This window comes from Corynebacterium amycolatum (assembly GCF_016889425.1).
GTDB classification, from domain to species: domain Bacteria; phylum Actinomycetota; class Actinomycetes; order Mycobacteriales; family Mycobacteriaceae; genus Corynebacterium; species Corynebacterium amycolatum.
Map to the genome: position 1 here is coordinate 200,286 of NZ_CP069513.1, position 16,666 is coordinate 216,951.

Annotated in this window: 17 protein-coding genes; 1 reads left to right on the top strand and 16 read right to left on the bottom strand. The window is 59.8% G+C overall.

Annotation, left to right across the window (positions count from 1 at the left end):
* Nucleotides 1-66 precede the first annotated feature (66 nt).
* Nucleotides 67-918 (top strand): alpha/beta hydrolase, encoded by an 852-nt coding sequence (locus tag I6J19_RS00890; RefSeq protein ID WP_038627725.1) that lies wholly within the window; start codon nt 67-69, stop codon nt 916-918.
* Between the two features lie 15 nt (nt 919-933).
* Here I6J19_RS00890 and I6J19_RS00895 read toward each other — a convergent pair whose 3' ends face one another.
* From I6J19_RS00895 to I6J19_RS00970, 16 genes are all read right to left on the bottom strand, one after another.
* Complete coding sequence (locus I6J19_RS00895) at nt 934-1,215, bottom strand: hypothetical protein (RefSeq protein WP_038627723.1); 282 nt, start codon at nt 1,213-1,215, stop codon at nt 934-936.
* A complete protein-coding gene (locus I6J19_RS00900) occupies nt 1,215-2,459 on the bottom strand; it encodes a hypothetical protein (protein WP_038627721.1) in 1,245 nt (414 codons plus the stop codon). Before I6J19_RS00900 ends, I6J19_RS00895 begins: the two co-directional genes overlap by 1 nt.
* Nucleotides 2,459-2,794 (bottom strand): hypothetical protein, encoded by a 336-nt coding sequence (locus tag I6J19_RS00905; protein WP_052155578.1) that lies wholly within the window; start codon nt 2,792-2,794, stop codon nt 2,459-2,461. Before I6J19_RS00905 ends, I6J19_RS00900 begins: the two co-directional genes overlap by 1 nt.
* A gap of 99 nt (nt 2,795-2,893) precedes the next feature.
* Entirely contained in the window at nt 2,894-4,084 is a 1,191-nt protein-coding gene (locus tag I6J19_RS00910; protein ID WP_038627719.1) for a hydroxymethylglutaryl-CoA synthase, read from the bottom strand.
* 194 nt (nt 4,085-4,278) lie between these two features.
* On the bottom strand, nt 4,279-5,334 hold the full coding sequence (locus tag I6J19_RS00915) for a hydroxymethylglutaryl-CoA reductase (protein WP_038627713.1): 1,056 nt from the start codon (nt 5,332-5,334) through the stop codon (nt 4,279-4,281).
* 93 nt (nt 5,335-5,427) lie between these two features.
* Nucleotides 5,428-6,525 (bottom strand): phosphomevalonate kinase, encoded by a 1,098-nt coding sequence (locus I6J19_RS00920; RefSeq protein ID WP_038627711.1) that lies wholly within the window; start codon nt 6,523-6,525, stop codon nt 5,428-5,430.
* A gap of 12 nt (nt 6,526-6,537) precedes the next feature.
* The gene (gene mvaD / locus I6J19_RS00925) at nt 6,538-7,515 is read right to left on the bottom strand and encodes a diphosphomevalonate decarboxylase (protein WP_038627703.1); all 978 of its coding nucleotides are present in this window, start codon (nt 7,513-7,515) and stop codon (nt 6,538-6,540) included.
* A complete protein-coding gene (gene mvk, locus I6J19_RS00930; protein ID WP_224786608.1) occupies nt 7,512-8,537 on the bottom strand; it encodes a mevalonate kinase in 1,026 nt (341 codons plus the stop codon). Before mvk ends, mvaD begins: the two co-directional genes overlap by 4 nt.
* A 4-nt stretch (nt 8,538-8,541) precedes the next feature.
* Nucleotides 8,542-9,198 (bottom strand): isopentenyl-diphosphate Delta-isomerase, encoded by a 657-nt coding sequence (gene idi / locus I6J19_RS00935; protein ID WP_049182338.1) that lies wholly within the window; start codon nt 9,196-9,198, stop codon nt 8,542-8,544.
* A gap of 16 nt (nt 9,199-9,214) precedes the next feature.
* Nucleotides 9,215-10,558: a phosphoglucosamine mutase gene (glmM, locus tag I6J19_RS00940; protein WP_038627699.1), complete on the bottom strand. Its 1,344-nt coding sequence runs from the start codon at nt 10,556-10,558 to the stop codon at nt 9,215-9,217.
* A 101-nt stretch (nt 10,559-10,659) separates the two neighbouring features.
* Nucleotides 10,660-12,348 (bottom strand): VanW family protein, encoded by a 1,689-nt coding sequence (locus I6J19_RS00945; protein WP_038627697.1) that lies wholly within the window; start codon nt 12,346-12,348, stop codon nt 10,660-10,662.
* A 43-nt stretch (nt 12,349-12,391) separates the two neighbouring features.
* Complete coding sequence (locus I6J19_RS00950; protein ID WP_038627695.1) at nt 12,392-14,314, bottom strand: acyltransferase family protein; 1,923 nt, start codon at nt 14,312-14,314, stop codon at nt 12,392-12,394.
* A 220-nt stretch (nt 14,315-14,534) separates the two neighbouring features.
* A complete protein-coding gene (gene rpsI / locus I6J19_RS00955) occupies nt 14,535-15,095 on the bottom strand; it encodes a 30S ribosomal protein S9 (protein ID WP_038627693.1) in 561 nt (186 codons plus the stop codon).
* Nucleotides 15,092-15,535, bottom strand: a complete 444-nt coding sequence (rplM, locus tag I6J19_RS00960; RefSeq protein WP_005509852.1) for a 50S ribosomal protein L13 — start codon at nt 15,533-15,535, stop codon at nt 15,092-15,094. Before rplM ends, rpsI begins: the two co-directional genes overlap by 4 nt.
* A gap of 319 nt (nt 15,536-15,854) precedes the next feature.
* Nucleotides 15,855-16,142 carry a WXG100 family type VII secretion target gene (locus tag I6J19_RS00965; protein WP_005509924.1) on the bottom strand — a complete coding sequence of 96 codons (288 nt, stop codon included), beginning with the start codon at nt 16,140-16,142 and terminating at the stop codon, nt 15,855-15,857.
* Between the two features lie 73 nt (nt 16,143-16,215).
* On the bottom strand, nt 16,216-16,542 hold the full coding sequence (locus tag I6J19_RS00970) for a WXG100 family type VII secretion target (protein WP_005510029.1): 327 nt from the start codon (nt 16,540-16,542) through the stop codon (nt 16,216-16,218).
* Nucleotides 16,543-16,666: the final 124 nt, after the last annotated feature.

A 16,666-nucleotide genomic window follows, 5' to 3' on the forward strand; every position in this document is an offset into this window, starting at 1 on the left:
AGACATTCTCGCTCATCCTGGCACTTTTTCAGCAAAGGTATGCCCCTTATAGTTAAGCTATTCACTGTGGCTGACAACTTGAAGACTCTGACATCTAATCTTTCCAAGCGTGGACCGCACCGCGTCATGGTCGGTGACCTAGCTTTTACTGGCCTGCCGGGAAAGGTCTACACGCCTGCAGAGGGCAATGGCATCCCCGGTATCGCCTTCGCACACGATTGGCGCACACCGATTGAGGAGTACCACGCCACGCTGCGTCACCTAGCTTCGTGGGGCATCGCGGTCGCTGCTCCGGACACCGAAAATGGCATTGTGGCAGACCACCGTGGTCTCGCCAACGATTTGGAGACAGCGCTCCAGATTCTCGCTGGTGTCCGCCTCGGTGAGGGCAAGGTCGTCGTCCACCCAAAGAAACTCGGTGTCGCCGGCCACGGCATGGGCGCTGGCGTAGCCGTCCTCGCCGCCGCTGCTCACGACATCATCTCCGGCGTTGGCTGCGTCTACCCCGCGACTACCGCGCCTTCCTCCAGCGCGGCTGCAACTAATGTCTCGGCTCCGGGCCTCGTCCTGGCCCCTGGCGAGGATAAGTGGCTCGATCGCGGCAACCCGGCTCGCCTGGCTGTTCAGTGGAAGGGCGATGTCGTTTACCGCGAAGTAGACAACGCTGACCAGAGCAGCTTCTCGGAGACAACTCTTCTACGTCGCCTAGCGGGCTTCTCTTCTTCCAAGGTGAAGTACCAGGAGGTTGCGCGCGCCGCGCTCACAGGCTTCCTGCTGGCCACGGTCGGTGACGACAAGAAGTACTCGGATTTCGCAGACCCGACCGCCACTATCAAGGGCACAACTAACCGCGATATGGAGTGGCTCATCAAGGAGCTGCCGGAAAACCCGGAGCACTCGCTGGTTCCCGGCAAGTAGTCACTAGGCCACGCTTCAGGACACGCCCCGAATCGACTTCACCGTCGGCGTCCCTTTCCCCGCCCGCCCGAACAACCGCGTAACGGTTCCCTTCGATCGGGCGGTTTTTTGCTGCTTCTCGACGCCCTTCGCCACCTCTCTCTCCTTAATTTCGCGTGCTTTACGACGCTCTTCCAAACCCTGCAATTCTTTCTGTGCCCTCTGTATCGCCGTTTCGAACTCCTGCCTGGTCATTGCAGCAGCGTCGTAATAGGCCTGCCCAATCCGGTCATATTTCGCGGCATGCTTACTCCCCATTACCACTCACCTGCCGTTGGCGAATTAACCGCGCCCACAAGCTCCTGTGCGTTGGGCTGCTCAGGGGGCTCGGGCACAGCTGAAGCAGATTCCTGCACTGATGCTGCCGCGTCCTGGGCTGGTTCTGGCTGTGGCTCTGCTTGTGTTTCTGGCTGTTGTGATTCTGACTGCGGTTCCTGTGGCAGCTCGATTCCCAAGTGCTTTAGTTTCTCAGCCGGAGGAGGTGGCTCAGGCGCATCTTCTGGTTCCGGCTCGGGTTCGGGTTCGGGTTCTGGTTCAGGCTTACAGTCCTCCGGCGCAGGAGCTGGTGCTGGCTCAGGTGCCTGTTCGCACACTGACTCTTCCATCTCCGTGCACATGTCTAAGTTGAGCAGCGAGGTGGCGACGCTGCCCGCAACACCCACAGCCTCCGCAATTCCGGCGATACTGGCAGCCCCGGCAGCGCCAATGGCACCTCCAACGGATATCCCAGCAGCAACGCCTGCCTCTATCCCAATATCAACGTTGGCAACAACCCCAGTTCCACCAGCGATAGCACCGTTGCCACCGGTTACAGTAGCTCCTTCGCCACTCACAGACTCAGCCACCTCTGCACAGGCCGCCGAGGTAGCACCCGAACTGGCAGGGACAGTAGGAGGCTGCGGCGGGGTGGCGACCACTGCGGCCTCAGTGTCACACGCTGCCTGCTCAAGACACTGCTCGATGCAGGCATTGCGCGCATCGTAGAGCTGACCAGTGGAGTCGACGAGACTGTTGCACACCTGCTGGGCCACTTGTGCGGCTTCGGCGCCGACCTCCGGATCGTCGACAAGCGCTTCGCACTGAGAAAGGACGCCGTCGGTTTGCTCAGCCATATCTTCGGCCTGCTTTTCACAATCCTCGAGGACCTCGTCGACTTTCTTGCCGCACTCGCCGACACTCTGTGCGCCATCGGCGGACCGCTCATCCTGATTCGCACAGTCCTGCGCGGCTTTATCGCAGCGTTCCTTGGCGGCGCCGGCGGCATCGCCTTTCAAACCGCCCCAATCGAAAGCCATAGCAATAGTTATCGCGGAGGCTATCAACCCCACGGAGTTGGAGAACTTGGATAGGGCGCTGCCTTTCCAGCCGTCAGCGCGTCGCGCCTTATCCAAGACTTTGGGCAGATTCTTGCCGATGCCGCCGACCCCGCGCTTGGCTCCAATACGGCTTCCACGGCCAATAACACGCACCAATATCGGAAGAATTCGAGCAACCCATGGCATCAGTCCACTACCTCAATTCCACCGAGGTCGGCACTCCCGTCGCTGTCACAGCTTGCAAAGACACGCCACTGTTCCCGCACTGCCGGAGCATGGTTGCCAAGTCCCGCGTACATCGATTGCCCGTGCTCACGCAGCTGCACTGCCGCCTGCTGCAGACGATGCCCCTGGGCGGCAAAACCCTGGCCACAGTCTGCTGCTGAGATATTGGGAGCGCTTCCCCACCGCTCATGGCCGTCACGGCCGCGCTGCTCGATCTCTCGGGCAGCCGCTGTCACTGCATCCTCCGAAAAGTGCAGCAAGCCTCCGCCACTGCCTCCAGTAAAACTTGCGGACACGAAAAATCCCCTTCCCCCGCGAAAAACAGTTCTTATTACTGTTAGGCGCGAAAAAAGGGGATTCGGTTCCGTTGAGGTCCTAGCGCGGGTGCCCCCGGGCTAACGAGCGCGGTAGATGCGCTTACAGCCCTCAACACCGGTGAAACTGAATGGACCGGTGCCGATCAGTGCGTCGTCTCCCAGGTTTGAGTACTCACCCGGATCTTCATGCGTCACCTGAGCGTGGCGGTAGTAGGTCGGATCATCGAGCTTTACGCGCTCTTCCAGTTCACGAGCATTATCTGCGGCGCGCAGCTGGGACTCGTAGCCCTCGACCACATTGCCGGTGAGGAACTCAGCAACTGAGCCGGAACCATAGGAGACAACAGCGACCTTCTTACCAGTCAGGTCCTTCTCGGTGTCCAGCAGCGAGAGCAGGCCGAAGTAGGCCGATGCTGTGTAGGAGTTACCGATGATGCGGTTGTACTCAGTGGTTGGGCCTAACTGGCGGGCCTCGTCCTCTGCGGTGAGCTCCACACCGTTATTGGCCGACAGCTGCCGGTGCGCCTTGTAGGCCATCTTGGTGAACGGCTGGTGGTAGCTGAAGTAGTCAATCTCGCTGAAGTCCACACCGCCGCGGGCACGGTAGTCCTCGTAAGCCCCCTGAACAGCGTCGATGTAAGCGCCAATAGAGAGCTTGCCCTCCACCAACGCCTGACTGCGGTGGTTCGGACGCCAGAAGTCCATAACTTCGCGGGTGAAGACGCCCGAAGCCGCATCGATGGCCAGGATGCGCGGATTAGCGGTCACCAGCATGGCCACAGCACCTGCGCCCTGGGTTGGCTCCGCAGCGGAGTCCAGGTCATAGCGGGCAATGTCGGAGGCGACAACGATGACCTTTTCCTCCGGATTGCGGGCCACCAGAGCGCACGCAAACTGCAGCGCCGCGGTACCCGAGTAGCAAGCCTGCTTCAGCTCAACAGAGCGCGCGTGCGGGTCAAGACCAACCAACTCGTGGACATAGACGGCAGCGGCCTTCGACTGGTCGATACCGGTCTCAGTGGCGAACATGATGGTGCGCACGCCGTCGATACCGTGGCGATCCACAATCTTCTTCACCGCAGTCGCGGCCATCGTCACCGGATCTTCATCAGAGGCAACCACGCTGGAGCGTTCCTGCCCCAGGCCCTTGTGATATTTTGCCGGTTCCGCTCCGAGTCGGGGCGCAATATCGGCGAGGTCAATGCAGTACGAACCCGTCGCAAAAGCGATGTCATCAATACCGACCGGGGTCACATTGCTTGTTGTCATCAAAACCGTGCCTTCACTACCTCTACAGATTTTAAGAAATAACGGGCAACGAAACATCCCATGTCATCAGAACGACCATCAGAGCCGTCATCAGACCACGGGATATTTTGCCCACAAAATGTTAATTGCCTACTACAGAAATCTAGCGCGTTTACCTGAGATTTGTCTTAGGTTTTGCGAATTGTTGCGACGCACTACTTCGCCCGCTCGATAGAAACGTGCGCCTCCATCAGCTCACCCGGGTTCGTCTGTGCCGCGAGCAGGGAAAGCTCACCACACCAGACGATTGCCGCACAGCACGCTGCTAGACGACGGGCATTCTCACCCGGCTCACGGTCCTCCTTGCAGCCCAGCGCCGTGAGATTCTTCTCCACGAAGTCCAAGCCCTTGCCGTTGCCCACGGAACCGACGATCAAATGTGGCAGGGTGCAGCTAAAGCGCACGGAGCCGTCGTCAAGCGCCTCTACCTGCGTCAGCCCCTGCGAGCCCTCGACGATATTCGCAGCGTCCTGACCGGTAGCGAGGTAAAAGCCCAGCAGCATATTGGCGTAGTGCGCATTACCGCTGCGCAGCGAACCGGCCATGATGGAGCCGACGAGGTTCTTGCGCTCGTTGAGCTCGGCCAGACGCTTGGCAGTTGTGCGCAGACGTTCGCGGACAACTGGCTCTGGAATGACGGCTTCGGCAATCACGTACTTACCGCGACCCAAAATGCCATTGACGGCGGAGGTCTTCTTATCGGTGCAGTAGTTTCCCGAGATAGAGCCATAGCCCAACTCTGGCATCTGCTCCATCAGGTAGGACATCAAACGCTCAGACGCCAGCGTGGCCATGTTGTGGCCCGAGGCGTCACCGGAGAAGAAGTCAAAGCGGACAAAGAGCAGACGCGATGCGATCTGAAAGTGAATATCCACCAGCCTGGCAAAACGCGAGGAGGACTCCACGACCTTCTTCAGCTCGTCATAACGAGACAGGATGTTGTCGCGTGCAATGACGGCATCAGCTGCCGAGTCGAGAGTGAAAATCACCGAGCGGGTCATCTTCTCGCCGACGAAAGTACAGGTAATGCCACCTTCAATCATGCGGGAGACCTTCGCACCGCGACCACAGGACGGCCACAGCGGGGTCTCGTAAGTCGCCAGCGGAATCTTCACCTCGTCATTCATGACGTTGCCACTAATGCGCACCGGGCCAATCCAGCTCAGTGGTACGTGTGCATATTCCAGGTCGTGCGAGCTCTTTTCAGCCATTATCCTAAGCGACCCTTTCTAGCTGCATGCAGCTTCGGTTCCCAGCTTCTGTAAATTTCAGCTGTCTTAAATTCTACGGTCAAAAAACTGTGGTCAAAGTTGAGCGGCCAGCTTCAGCGACAACGGCCGAATGCCAGCTGCCTGCCAGCGCGCGGTGATGTCCGCGGCAGTCTCTCGGGTCGAACTCTCAGCATCGGCACCATTTGAGGCTCCGACCAGCGCGATTCCACAGTCACCACCACCGGAGCCACTGCTCTTGCCCGCGGCCCCCGCGCCATCGGCGATGTCGGCGAGCGCTTTCAGTTTCTCCGTCTCAATGCACACAGCACGCTCGCGCTCATAGTCCTGCAGCAGCGTCCGATTCTCGCGCAGGCAGGCAAACGCCGCTGTGTGGTCGCCGTCGGCAAGCGCCTGCCAGAGTTTTTCGCTTATCGACGAGACCCCGCGTACAAAAACACGGTCTGCGCCACCGGCCTTCTTCAACTGAGAGTCCGTCTTCACCGGACTGCCCGTCCAGCCGACCAACAGTTGTAACCCGCCGAGGTCGGCACGGGCGTCAATGCGAAGATTCGGCCACGGTGCCGCCACGGCAGCGACAGGATCAGCCGCCACGAGTTCTGCGAGCGCCGTCGGATTCGGCCGGCGATAGAGCACCACCCCGCCGTGCGCGGAGCACGCGATATCGCCGCCGGAACCAGCCGCACCAGCCAGAAGCGTGGCCACCATCGCAATCTTGTACACGTCCAGCGAATTGAGCTCCAGGCCTAGGTGCGCTCCCAGCGCACGAGTCACTGCCACAGCGACAGCCCCGGAGGATCCCAGGCCGTACTTCGCACCGCTGTCGGCGTCATCGAGGTCCGATTCAATGACAATATTGATGGGGCTCTCTGGGGTGTTTTCCAGCTCGCCCGCAGCAATGCGATAGACCAGGGAAATCGTATAGGTAGCAATGTCACCTGGCGCATCGATATCAATGACGCGCCCCTGCGGGCCGTAATAGCTGGAGTACACGCGAGAGACCGGCTGCGATGGGTCGGCATCGTGGCACCGAACCGTCACATAGCGGTTGACTCCTGCGATGACGGCCAGCCCCTCAACATCCATCACCGCATATTCGCCGGTGAGATACAGTTTGCCACAGCCGCGGCCAATCGATTCGCCTTCGAGAGGTTCGCCCTTAGCGCTACTCAACTACTCCCCCAGCTACACCAGGTATGCGCCGGGGCCGGAGCCGGAAACCAGCACGTCAATATTCTCGAACTCTGCGCGGAAACGATCCGCGATGGTCTCGGCATCGCCGCTGCGGCACAGCACCTTCACATTCGGACCGGCATCCATGGTGGCGTAGCACTCGGTGCCCTCGTCGCGCAGCGTAGCGACGAGATCGAGAGCCGCCACCGAATCCGGATTCCAGTAACGCACCGGAGGAAGAGCCCCCAGCATAGTGGCGTGCATACGCATGGCATTGGCCTCGGCAAGCTCGCCGACCGCAGTGAAGTCCGCAGCGGCAATGGCGGCCTTCATGTCCTCGATATCGCGGGGCACCTGCTCCACCCACGCCGGGAAGAACGGTGAGGTCTCGACCGTGCGACGCATGGCGGCACGGCTGTCAATCTTCTTGCGGCCTGGGGCCAAAACCGCCACGACCAGGGAGAGGTCCAGGCCGGAATCCGGCAGAGCCACTGCATGGCTCGAAGCATCGTCATCGCCGGGCAGCCACTCGACGAGGCCGCCGAAAATAGAGCGACAGGCCGAGCCCGAACCGCGACGGGCCAGAGCCGAGAGCTGTTCCGGGGTGTAGTCCAGGCCGTAGGCCTTCGCCGCGGCCAGCGCGAGAGCACCGAAGCCTGACGCGGACGAGGCCAGTCCAGCGCCCGTCGGAATCTCGTTGGTGCTGGTCACCTCTGCGAAGCTAGTGCTGCCCGCACGCTCGCGGACCAAATCCAAAAACTTCTGAACACGGGACAGATCCTTGCCCGCCATCTCCTGGCCGTTCAAAGTGCCCAAGTCGGCGGTGACGCTGGGGTCGTCGATAAGCGACACCGTGGTGGTCGTCGGAGCGATGCCCAGAGTAAGGGACAGCGAACCTGTGGCCGGCAGCTGCACGGCCTCATCGCGCTTGCCCCAGTATTTAATCAGGGCGATGTTGGGATGAGCGACGGCGGTAGCGGTCGTGGTCACGAGGGATTTACCTCCACAGTCCAAGTAGCAACGGCATTGGCGCCCATCATGGCATGGCTAATCAGTTCCGCGTGATCGGCGGACTCTGCCAGCGCCATCACACAGCCGCCGCAACCGGCACCAGTGAGCTTTGCACCGTGGGCACCTGCCAGACGTGCGGCAGTGACGAGATCAGTGATGGACTCATGCCCAACACCTAGTTCCTCTAGCGCTTCCTGCGCCGAGTCCATGCGATGTCCCAGACGGGCAAAATCGCCCTTGGCCAGGTTGTGCACCGCAGCATCGGTCAGCTGCCCCAAGTGGTCCAACAACTCTTGGCCGTGGACTCGATGGGAATCGACGAAACCACGCACGCGGGCAACGGCCAGCGACGTCGAGCCACGCACACCGGTATCCCCCAGCACCAGCCACATCTTCTTGGCTACCTGCAGCGGATGGAACTCCCCCTGCTTGAAGTAGACCGGACGAGACGCACGGGCAACCGTGGCATCCAGGCCAGAGGGGTTACCGTGCGCCAGACGCTCAGCTTCCTGCACCAGGTCAAAGCGCTGACGCTCGGTCAAAGTGCCATCGGCGAGGTCACGCACTGCGTCGATAAGCGCATGTGCCACAGCGGCGGAACCACCCAGCCCTGCGGCGGGTGGGATACCGGAGCGGAGACGAATCAGCAGGTCACGTTCGGGAATACCGAAGGTGCGCAGGCCAGCGCGGAGTGCAGCGGCGATGGAGGAAAAGCGCTCCGGCAGCTCGTCGATGTCAATGACCTCGCCATCCATGGAAAACAGCACGGGAGAATCCTCCACGCGGTCAATCCACGCCATCGTGCGCAGCGATGTCACCGGCAGCGCAATAGCCGGCTTGCCATAGACGACAGAATGCTCGCCCAACAGAATCGACTTGGCATGCCCTTCACCGAATGCGGCACCCTGCTCGTTGGCCAGGGCATAGAACTCTCCGGTCTCCAATTCCTCGGACTTGTCGAGGCCGAAGTCGTCGACGCTGGCGTTTTCTACGCTGGTCACGAAGCTACACATCCCTTTCCGAAACCGACTGTGCGGCAGCCTGCGCCTCCGCGGGGCCATGGATACCCGGCACACCCGCAATGTCGAAACCGTACTTGGAGAACTTCTCCGCACCAACACCCCAGACGTGGTTAAACCACTCCGTCATCGGTTCGTTCGCGCGGCGTTCGGCGAGCTCCTGCGGGGTCACGTACACCACTTCATCGACCTCATCGGGGTTGATATCCACCGACTTCGGATCGACGATGCCGGCGTAGACATGGTTGTACTCGTGCTCCGCCAGTCCCGAACGATCATCGATGACCTGGTAGATAACGATGCCGATTTCCTCCAACTGGGAGACATCCGCACCGAGCTCTTCCTTCGCACGACGCTCAACGGCATCCGCCACCGGCTCCCCCGGCAGTGGGTGCGAGCAGGTCGCATTCGTCAGCAGCAGTGGTGAGTGATACTTCGACTCCGCACGGCGCTGCAGCAGCATGCGTCCCTGCTCATCGAAGAGGAAAAGAGAAAAGGCACGGTGCAAAATTCCCGGCGGAACGTGTGCTTCAAGCTTGCCGACGGTACCGAGAACTCGACCGTCACGATCGACTACCTCTACCTGGATGTCGGCTTCACCCGGGGCAAAGCGGGCTTTAATGTCCTCTGGCGCATCATTCATTTCCACACTCCTGACTTTAGACTGCGGCCACAACCGCAGCTAACTCCCCGGCAATCTTGCGGGCCGATTCCGCATCGGCGGCCTCCACCATGACGCGGAAGAGCTCCTCGGTGCCGGACGGGCGCAACAGCACGCGACCGGTGGAGCCCAGCTTCTCCTCGGCTGCATCGATGGCGGCCTTGACCTCATTAGACTCCAGAATTGCGGCCTTGTTGGACACCGGCACGTTGATAAGAGTCTGCGGCAGCACCTTCATTACCGAGGCCAGCTCAGCCAGAGACTTACCAGTGCGTGCCATCCGCGCCATGAGGTACAGACCAGTGAGGGTGCCGTCACCAGTGGTGGCGTGATCCGGAATGACCACGTGCCCCGACTGCTCACCGCCGAGCGAGTAACCGCCAGCGTTCAAATCAGCCAGCACATAGCGGTCGCCGACCTTGGTGGTGCGCAGGGCGATATCGTTTTCCTCCATCGCCAGCTTGAGGCCGAGGTTGCTCATCACAGTGGCCACCAGCGTGTTGTGGTGCAACAGCCCCTCTTCCTTCATGGCGACGGCCAGAATGGCCATGATTTGATCACCGTCGACGATGTTGCCCTGCGAATCCACAGCCAGGCAGCGGTCGGCATCACCATCGTGAGCCAGTCCCAGATCCGCGCCGTGCTCCAGCACTGCCGCGCGCAAAACCTCAATGTGGGTGGAACCGCAGTTATCGTTGATGTTGTAAGAGTTCGGCTTGTCGTGAATAGCGACGACGTCGGCACCGGCGGCCGCGTACGCCATGGGGGCTGCCTGCGAAGCAGCACCATTTGCACAATCCACCACGACGCGAATGCCGTCGAGCTTGGTACTGACCGCACGGGAGAGGTGGAACAGGTAGCGGTCGAGCCCGTCTGGGGCCTCCTCGATGACACGACCCACTCCGGTGCCCGTGGGGCCGGTCTCCGGCAGGTTGTGGAGAGCGTGTTCGATTTCCTTCTCCACCGCGTCGTCAAGCTTGGTGCCGCCCGCGGCGAAGAACTTGATGCCGTTGTCCGGCATGGGGTTGTGAGAAGCCGAAATCATCACCCCCATGTCGGCACCGTAGTCGTCGGTGAGGAAAGCGACAGCCGGAGTGGGCAGCACACCGACACGCAAGACGTCGACGCCCTGGGAAGCCATGCCGGCAGACAGCGCTGCGGCGAGCATCTCACCGGAGACACGCGGATCGCGGCCAACAATGGCCAGGGGACGACGCCCCGATGGATTCGTGCCGCTAGTCAGCACAGTGGCCGCAGCAGCACCCAGCCGCATTGCCAGCGGTGCGGTCAGAGTCTTATTCGCCAAACCGCGGACGCCATCAGTTCCGAAAAGACGTGCCATTGTTGCTAGACCACTCCTTGGGGGTTTATGAGTTTTGGTATCGCGGACTGTTGCATTGTCAATGCTGTATTACTTTAGCCGGTCGCGCAGGCGAATCCAGACTAGCCACAGGACACAATTGGCTGCGGGTCATAAACCGTAGTCTGAGTTTCACGCGAGATTTCCGCGCCAGAGAGGTTCCGAATGACGCGTGTGTCGGAAGTGGTAAAACCCTGCGCACCCGACGACGGCTGGCAAGAGCTGCCACTGACCTGCATGCGCTGCGGTTGCGTGTATGCCCAACGGCCACCATTGATGGACTCGACGTTGACCCGCTTCACGCCCTTGATGCGCACAGTGACGTCGGAGCCAGTAGTAACGGCCTCGATAAGAATCGGAGTGTCGGAACTGTTCTTAAACGCCAGGTCGATTGCGCCCTCGTACACCGTCGCTTCACGGCCGGCCGGGTAACGCGAAATGTAGTAACTGTGCGGAGTGTGCGCGACATCCTCCATGCCCGCAAAGTACGAAGCATTGTACAAAGTAGTGGCGAACTGGCTAATGCCACCGCCGACAGCCTTGTCCGCATGGCCGTTGAGGATGATGCCCGACTCGACAAAGCCCTGCGCAGTACCGCGCGGCCCCGTGTAGCCGTTCAGGCTGAATGTATCGCCCGGCGCCACGAATGCGCCGTTGACCATCTGAGACACCAGGGCAATGTTTGTTCCCGATGCCGAGCTGAAACCACCGGTGGTGAACTCACCAATGACATCATCGAAGGTCGCACTTTCCGCTTGTTCAGTGGTGTAGGTGGCGGGCTGGTCCTCGTAGACCGCATCGAACTCGCGCTTATCCGTCGAAGTCACACGCTCGGCGAAGTCCTTCATAGTTTCATCCCACTTCACGGCTACGCCATCAACTGAGGGGACCACTTCACGCGAACCACCGCTGAAGCGTATCGACGCATTGCGCTTATCAACCTCGGAAGCAGCCAGCCCCTCCTCGAGGATCTCGCGTGCGCGGTCGACATTGATATCGGCGGCCAATCCGCCGTCGCGCGGCACAAAGCTGATGATCTCAGCCATGCGCTCCGGAGGAATTACACCATCTTTGCCATCGCGGCCCTTGGCAACAATCGGACCCGACACGGCATCGGCGGCCTCTCCCTCAGCTGCCTCACGAACCTGATCTTCACCGATAGCCGGGTCGTGCGCGGTGGTCTCCACATCGATGCCCTCCGGCGACAACCACTTGGCGGCCAAATCCCCGCTGACCGCATTGCGGTCGACATCTTGGCCGATGACCGGTGGAGTTGTTTCCACGCGGCCGTCAACAAGCTTGACCTCGCCATCGACGGGAGCAATAGTCAGTTCGCCGACGAGACGGTCGACCTGCGGTTCGAACTTAGAGCTATCGATATCGCTGACCAAATCCAGCTCACGGGTAGTAAAGAAACTGCGCACCCAGGTAACTGGGTTCGCCGTCTGCTTGCCCGCCTGAGCGACCGTCTTCTCCCAGTCGATGCTCAGCCCCGCCTCCTCGGGCAGAACCTCCGCCGCGCGCTCGCCGGCACGCAACGCCACTGGATGAGTGGAAAGATCACCGAGCTGTTCTTCGAGCTTCGCCTCAGCGTGGTTCGCGCTCAGCGTGCTGATGTCAATCCCCGCAACGGTAGACCCGCGCGGGACATGGTCCTTATTCAGCACGTAATCGACAGCGTAAAACACACCGAAGAGCGCGAAGATACCGAGGACGATGCCGAGGAAAATCTTTAATCCGCGGTGACTGGAGGAAGACTTTTGTTTGGCCACAGCCACTTACTTTACCGTGGAAACACTACTAACTAGATTTTTATTAGATTCCGCAGGTGTCCGGAATGCGTTTCTTGTTCTTCGCATACTGCTGGAAAGCATCGACCACGGCATTGGCATAGACCTCGGCACCATCCGGGGTCGGGTGGATAAGGTCCGCGCGCAGCTTGGACAAATCGTCACGCACACCATGGCACCAGTCAGCCACATAGACATTGTCGCGCTTCTTTGCCGCGTCGAGGACTTCCTTCTCCGACTGAGGCATCCACACGCGATCACCGTACGGGTTAATCAGGACAATGATGCGGTCTTCACCCAGCGAATCGAGAATCTCATCCAACAGGTGTTCGTCCGATGCCGCAGCCGACTGATTGATACCAAGCCCCAGCACAACGAATGGATCGAGCGTACCCGCCGCCTTCATACTGGCGATAATCTCCGGCGCGGCCGGATAACCACGGGAAACTGCCGCATCGATGTAGATGCCGGGCAGCTTCTCCTCCAACGCGGACGCCGAGGCGAGCATCACAGAGTCGCCGATAGCAGTGATCTGGTCACCACGCGGCATAACGCGCTTGGCCAACTCGGCTTCCTCCGCCTTCTGTGCCTGTGCACGGCGCTCAGCTGCCTCCTGTAGCTGTGCCTCCAAACGCGTCATCTTCGGCGCCGTGGCCATCCCTGCCACTGCACCAACCACGACGACCAACGCCAGCACTGCTGCAACGCGCGGCTTCCAAGAACCGGCGTACTGCGTGCCCGAAAACTGCGACATCCAACGGCGGTAGCCCATCCGGCGAATTGGGGATTCCACATTCTTGTACGACCAGTTCGCCAAAAGCAGCGCCAGCGCAATACCTGCAAAGGCAGCGAGTTTCTCATACTGCATCGCCTCATTGCGCTCCAGCAGTTCACGGATGAGCACGATGACCGGCCAGTGCCACAGGTACAGCGAGAAAGAAATCTTTCCCAGCCAGCACAGTGGCTTGAACTCAAAAATCTGACGCACGGGTGAAACACCGCGAACGACAAGATAGAGAATCGCCGCCGACAGCAACGACGCGAACACCAACCCACCGCGGTAAGTCGCCGACGCGGTATCTGACATCATCAGCAAAACCAACGACAGGAAAATCAGCGGCAGCGAGGCCACTACGAAAGCCTGGGCAGAACTGCCAAAGAAATCCCGCAGCAAGGGTTCTGTGCGTGGCCAGGAGTCCGCCTCCGCGCGTGACGACGTCGACGTCAACCACAATGCGAGGGCCGCACCAAACAGGAGACCAAAGGCGTGAGTATCGGTGCCGTAGTAGACCCGCGTGGGGTCAACCTTCGGATCGTAGAGTGACACCATCCACACGAAAGAAGCAACCGCGCCAATGCCCGCCACTGCTGCCAGCTTGCGAGATGCCAGCTTCAGCGCGAGAAGAGCCACAAAGATTAGTGGCCAGAGCAAGTAGAACTGCTCCTCTACCGACAGTGACCAGTAGTGGGCTAGCAGCTGCACACCAGAATCCGCGAAATAGGACTGAGAGCCCGCAATCTGCGTCCAGTTATTGACGAAAAAGACCGTGCCGAGAAACTGCGTCGACAATCCAACAGCGGGATCACCGCCAACCAGACCTGCGACGGCGATGGAAATAAATAGCACAAACATCGCAGCCGGGGCGATGCGGCGCAGTCGACGGAGCCAGAAGTCCTTTAGATCGATGCGCCCAGTGACCGCGCGTTCGCGCACCAGAAGCGAAGTGATAAGAAATCCGGAGAGCACGAAAAAGATATCCACACCGATGTAGCCACCGGGCAGCACATTATCGAAGTAGTGGTAGATCACCACAGTGGCAACGGCCAGACCGCGCAGCCCATCAATGCCTGGTACGCGTCGAATGCGGAAGGGATGCTTCGCCACCGAAGACGAGTTAGAGGAGCTCTTCACGTCGGAGGTCTTGGTGGCTGTGGTGCTCACCGCCATACGGTTTCCTTCTTCCCATCGCACTGCAATCGCACTTCCATCGCACCGCAATCGCACCGCGAACAACGATTCTCGTGGCAGTTTTTAACGGATAAAAGTCTAACGTACGGGGCTTGCCCCAAAAATGCAGCCATGCCTGGTCACGGCGGACTTTAACCCAAAAAAGCACCCCGGCTTGCGCGTAATACGCAAACTGAGGTGCTTTTCGAAGCAGTAAAGCTTAACGCTTGGAGTACTGCGGTGCGCGACGGGCCTTGTGCAGACCAGCCTTCTTGCGCTCGACAGCACGAGCGTCGCGGGTGAGGAAGCCAGCCTTCTTGAGAACGCTGCGCTCCTCCGGGTTGAACTCGTTCAGGGCACGAGCGATAGCCAGGCGCAGAGCACCGGCCTGACCGGACGGGCCACCACCGTTGATGTTGGCCTTAATGTCGAACTGGCTCTCGCGCTCGACCAGGACCAGCGGGTCCTTGATTTCCTGCTGGTGCAGCTTGTTCGGGAAGTAGTCCTCGAGCTCGCGGCCGTTGCAGACAATCTTGCCGGAACCAGCGGTCAGAACGACGCGGGCGACAGCGCGCTTACGACGACCGACCGTCTGAATCGGACGATCCAGGGTCAGCGGTGCAGCCGGAGCCGCCTCAGCCTCTACCTCAGTAGCAACTGCATCGCCGATGGAAGAGGTGAACTCTTCGGTGGCAGCAGCAGCGGCAGCCTGAACATCATCGTAGGAAGCCTCGGTGGCCTCTACGTTCTGGTTCTCGTTGACGTCCTGTGGGTTGGTCACTGTGCCACCGCCTTGATCTCGTAGTTTTCAGGCTTCTGACCGGCGAACGGGTGCTCGGAGCCGGCGAAGACGTGCAGCTTCTTGATGGACGCACGCGAAAGCTTGTTGTGCGGCATCATGCCCTCAATAGCCTCAGCGATAACGCGCTCCGGGTGAACCTCGAGGGAACGACCCAGGGTCATCGACTTCAGACCGCCCGGGAAGCCCGAGTGGCGGTAGCGCATCTCACGTTCCCGCTTGTTAGAGGAGACGTGCACCTTATCGGCGTTGATGATGATGACGTGGTCACCGCAGTCGACGTTAGGGGCGAAGTAAGCCTTGCCCTTACCGCGCAGCAAGTCTGCGGCGTGAGTAGCCAGACGGCCGAGAACAACGTCGGTAGCGTCGATGACGTACCACTTGCGCTCGATGTCACCGTCCTTCGGATGGAAAGTAGACAACATGACTCCTTTTAGGGTCCGTGTAGATTTGCCAGCCACCGTGCACACTGTTGTTATTCCCCGGCGGCCGGTGGAGACCCGAGGCAACATTCACGTGTGCGCACACAGTTTGGCTACTTTACCTTGAGATGGCGCTAGAACAAAAATGCCAAAGCCAGTCTCAGCTGCAAACTGCTGAGACTGGCCTCCCCCCCCCCGGAGTGCTGCTAGCAAGAATACGTCAAAGGCAGATACCTAATTGAGGATCTCAATTGAGCAAATGCCCTCCCCCTCCCCCGGTTACATAGCTCAATCAAAAGTGCCTCAACCAGGATCCAAGCTATCCCCAGCTAGCTGCCGCACGGCGGTTAATATCCGCCATTCGCTGACTACCTGCGCTGACAGTATCCGCAATAGTTGTGAGAATCATATTGAGCTCCTCCGCTGCTGTGTCCCATTCACGCTGAGCCTCCTGATAAGAATCCGAAGACTCACCCTCCCACGTAGAGACCATCGGCGCGATGCGCTTCTTCAAATCTCCGAGCAGCCCGTTGATAGTGCCAGAAGTGGAACGAATGTCATCCGCAGCACCGTCGATGCCGCCGAAGCTGTACCTAATTGGTTGCATTAAGAACCCTTTCCCCAAAAGGTGATGTGTGTTGTGTGATTCAGTGTTGTAATTGTGCGATCCGACAAAACGTTTAGAGGTTCAGCAACGACGCACCCGCTGCTGCCACCTGCTTGAACGACGACGCCCCCTCGTCCTCGCCCGCATCGAAGCTGCTGGAATTTGCGCGGATGTTATCCGCAATATCCGTCAGCGCATTGGATAGACGCATAGCTGCGTCATCCCAACGAAGCATCAGATCATCGAAGCTGTCTTTAGCCTGGCCCTTCCATTCCCCCGCCAGACCGTCCACGACGCCTCGAATGCGCCCCAGCTCGCCCTGTACTTCCGAGTTGACGCCATCGACGTCCCCTGCGGTAGTGGTCATTTGATCTGATTCGGCTGCAAATAGGTTTGCCACTGTTTCCCCCTTTTTCGTGTTGAGTGACTGATTAACGACGGCATTTTTACCTCCCCGCGCGAGCCAGCCAGCTTCCCGCGTTAAAAAACCCGTCATATTGTTTGGCGCGAAAAACCCCGATTCG

Excerpts from the sequence above, each read along its gene's own strand:
- I6J19_RS00950 (WP_038627695.1), bottom strand. The coding sequence starts at position 14,314 with ATGGCGGTGAGCACCACAGCCACCAAGACCTCCGACGTGAAGAGCTCC.
- I6J19_RS00915 (WP_038627713.1), bottom strand. The coding sequence starts at position 5,334 with ATGGCTGAAAAGAGCTCGCACGACCTGGAATATGCACACGTACCACTG.
- I6J19_RS00965 (WP_005509924.1), bottom strand. The coding sequence starts at position 16,142 with ATGCAACCAATTAGGTACAGCTTCGGCGGCATCGACGGTGCTGCGGAT.
- glmM (WP_038627699.1), bottom strand. The coding sequence starts at position 10,558 with ATGGCACGTCTTTTCGGAACTGATGGCGTCCGCGGTTTGGCGAATAAG.
- I6J19_RS00900 (WP_038627721.1), bottom strand. The coding sequence starts at position 2,459 with ATGCCATGGGTTGCTCGAATTCTTCCGATATTGGTGCGTGTTATTGGC.
- I6J19_RS00910 (WP_038627719.1), bottom strand. The coding sequence starts at position 4,084 with ATGACAACAAGCAATGTGACCCCGGTCGGTATTGATGACATCGCTTTT.
- idi (WP_049182338.1), bottom strand. The coding sequence starts at position 9,198 with ATGAATGATGCGCCAGAGGACATTAAAGCCCGCTTTGCCCCGGGTGAA.
- I6J19_RS00895 (WP_038627723.1), bottom strand. The coding sequence starts at position 1,215 with ATGGGGAGTAAGCATGCCGCGAAATATGACCGGATTGGGCAGGCCTAT.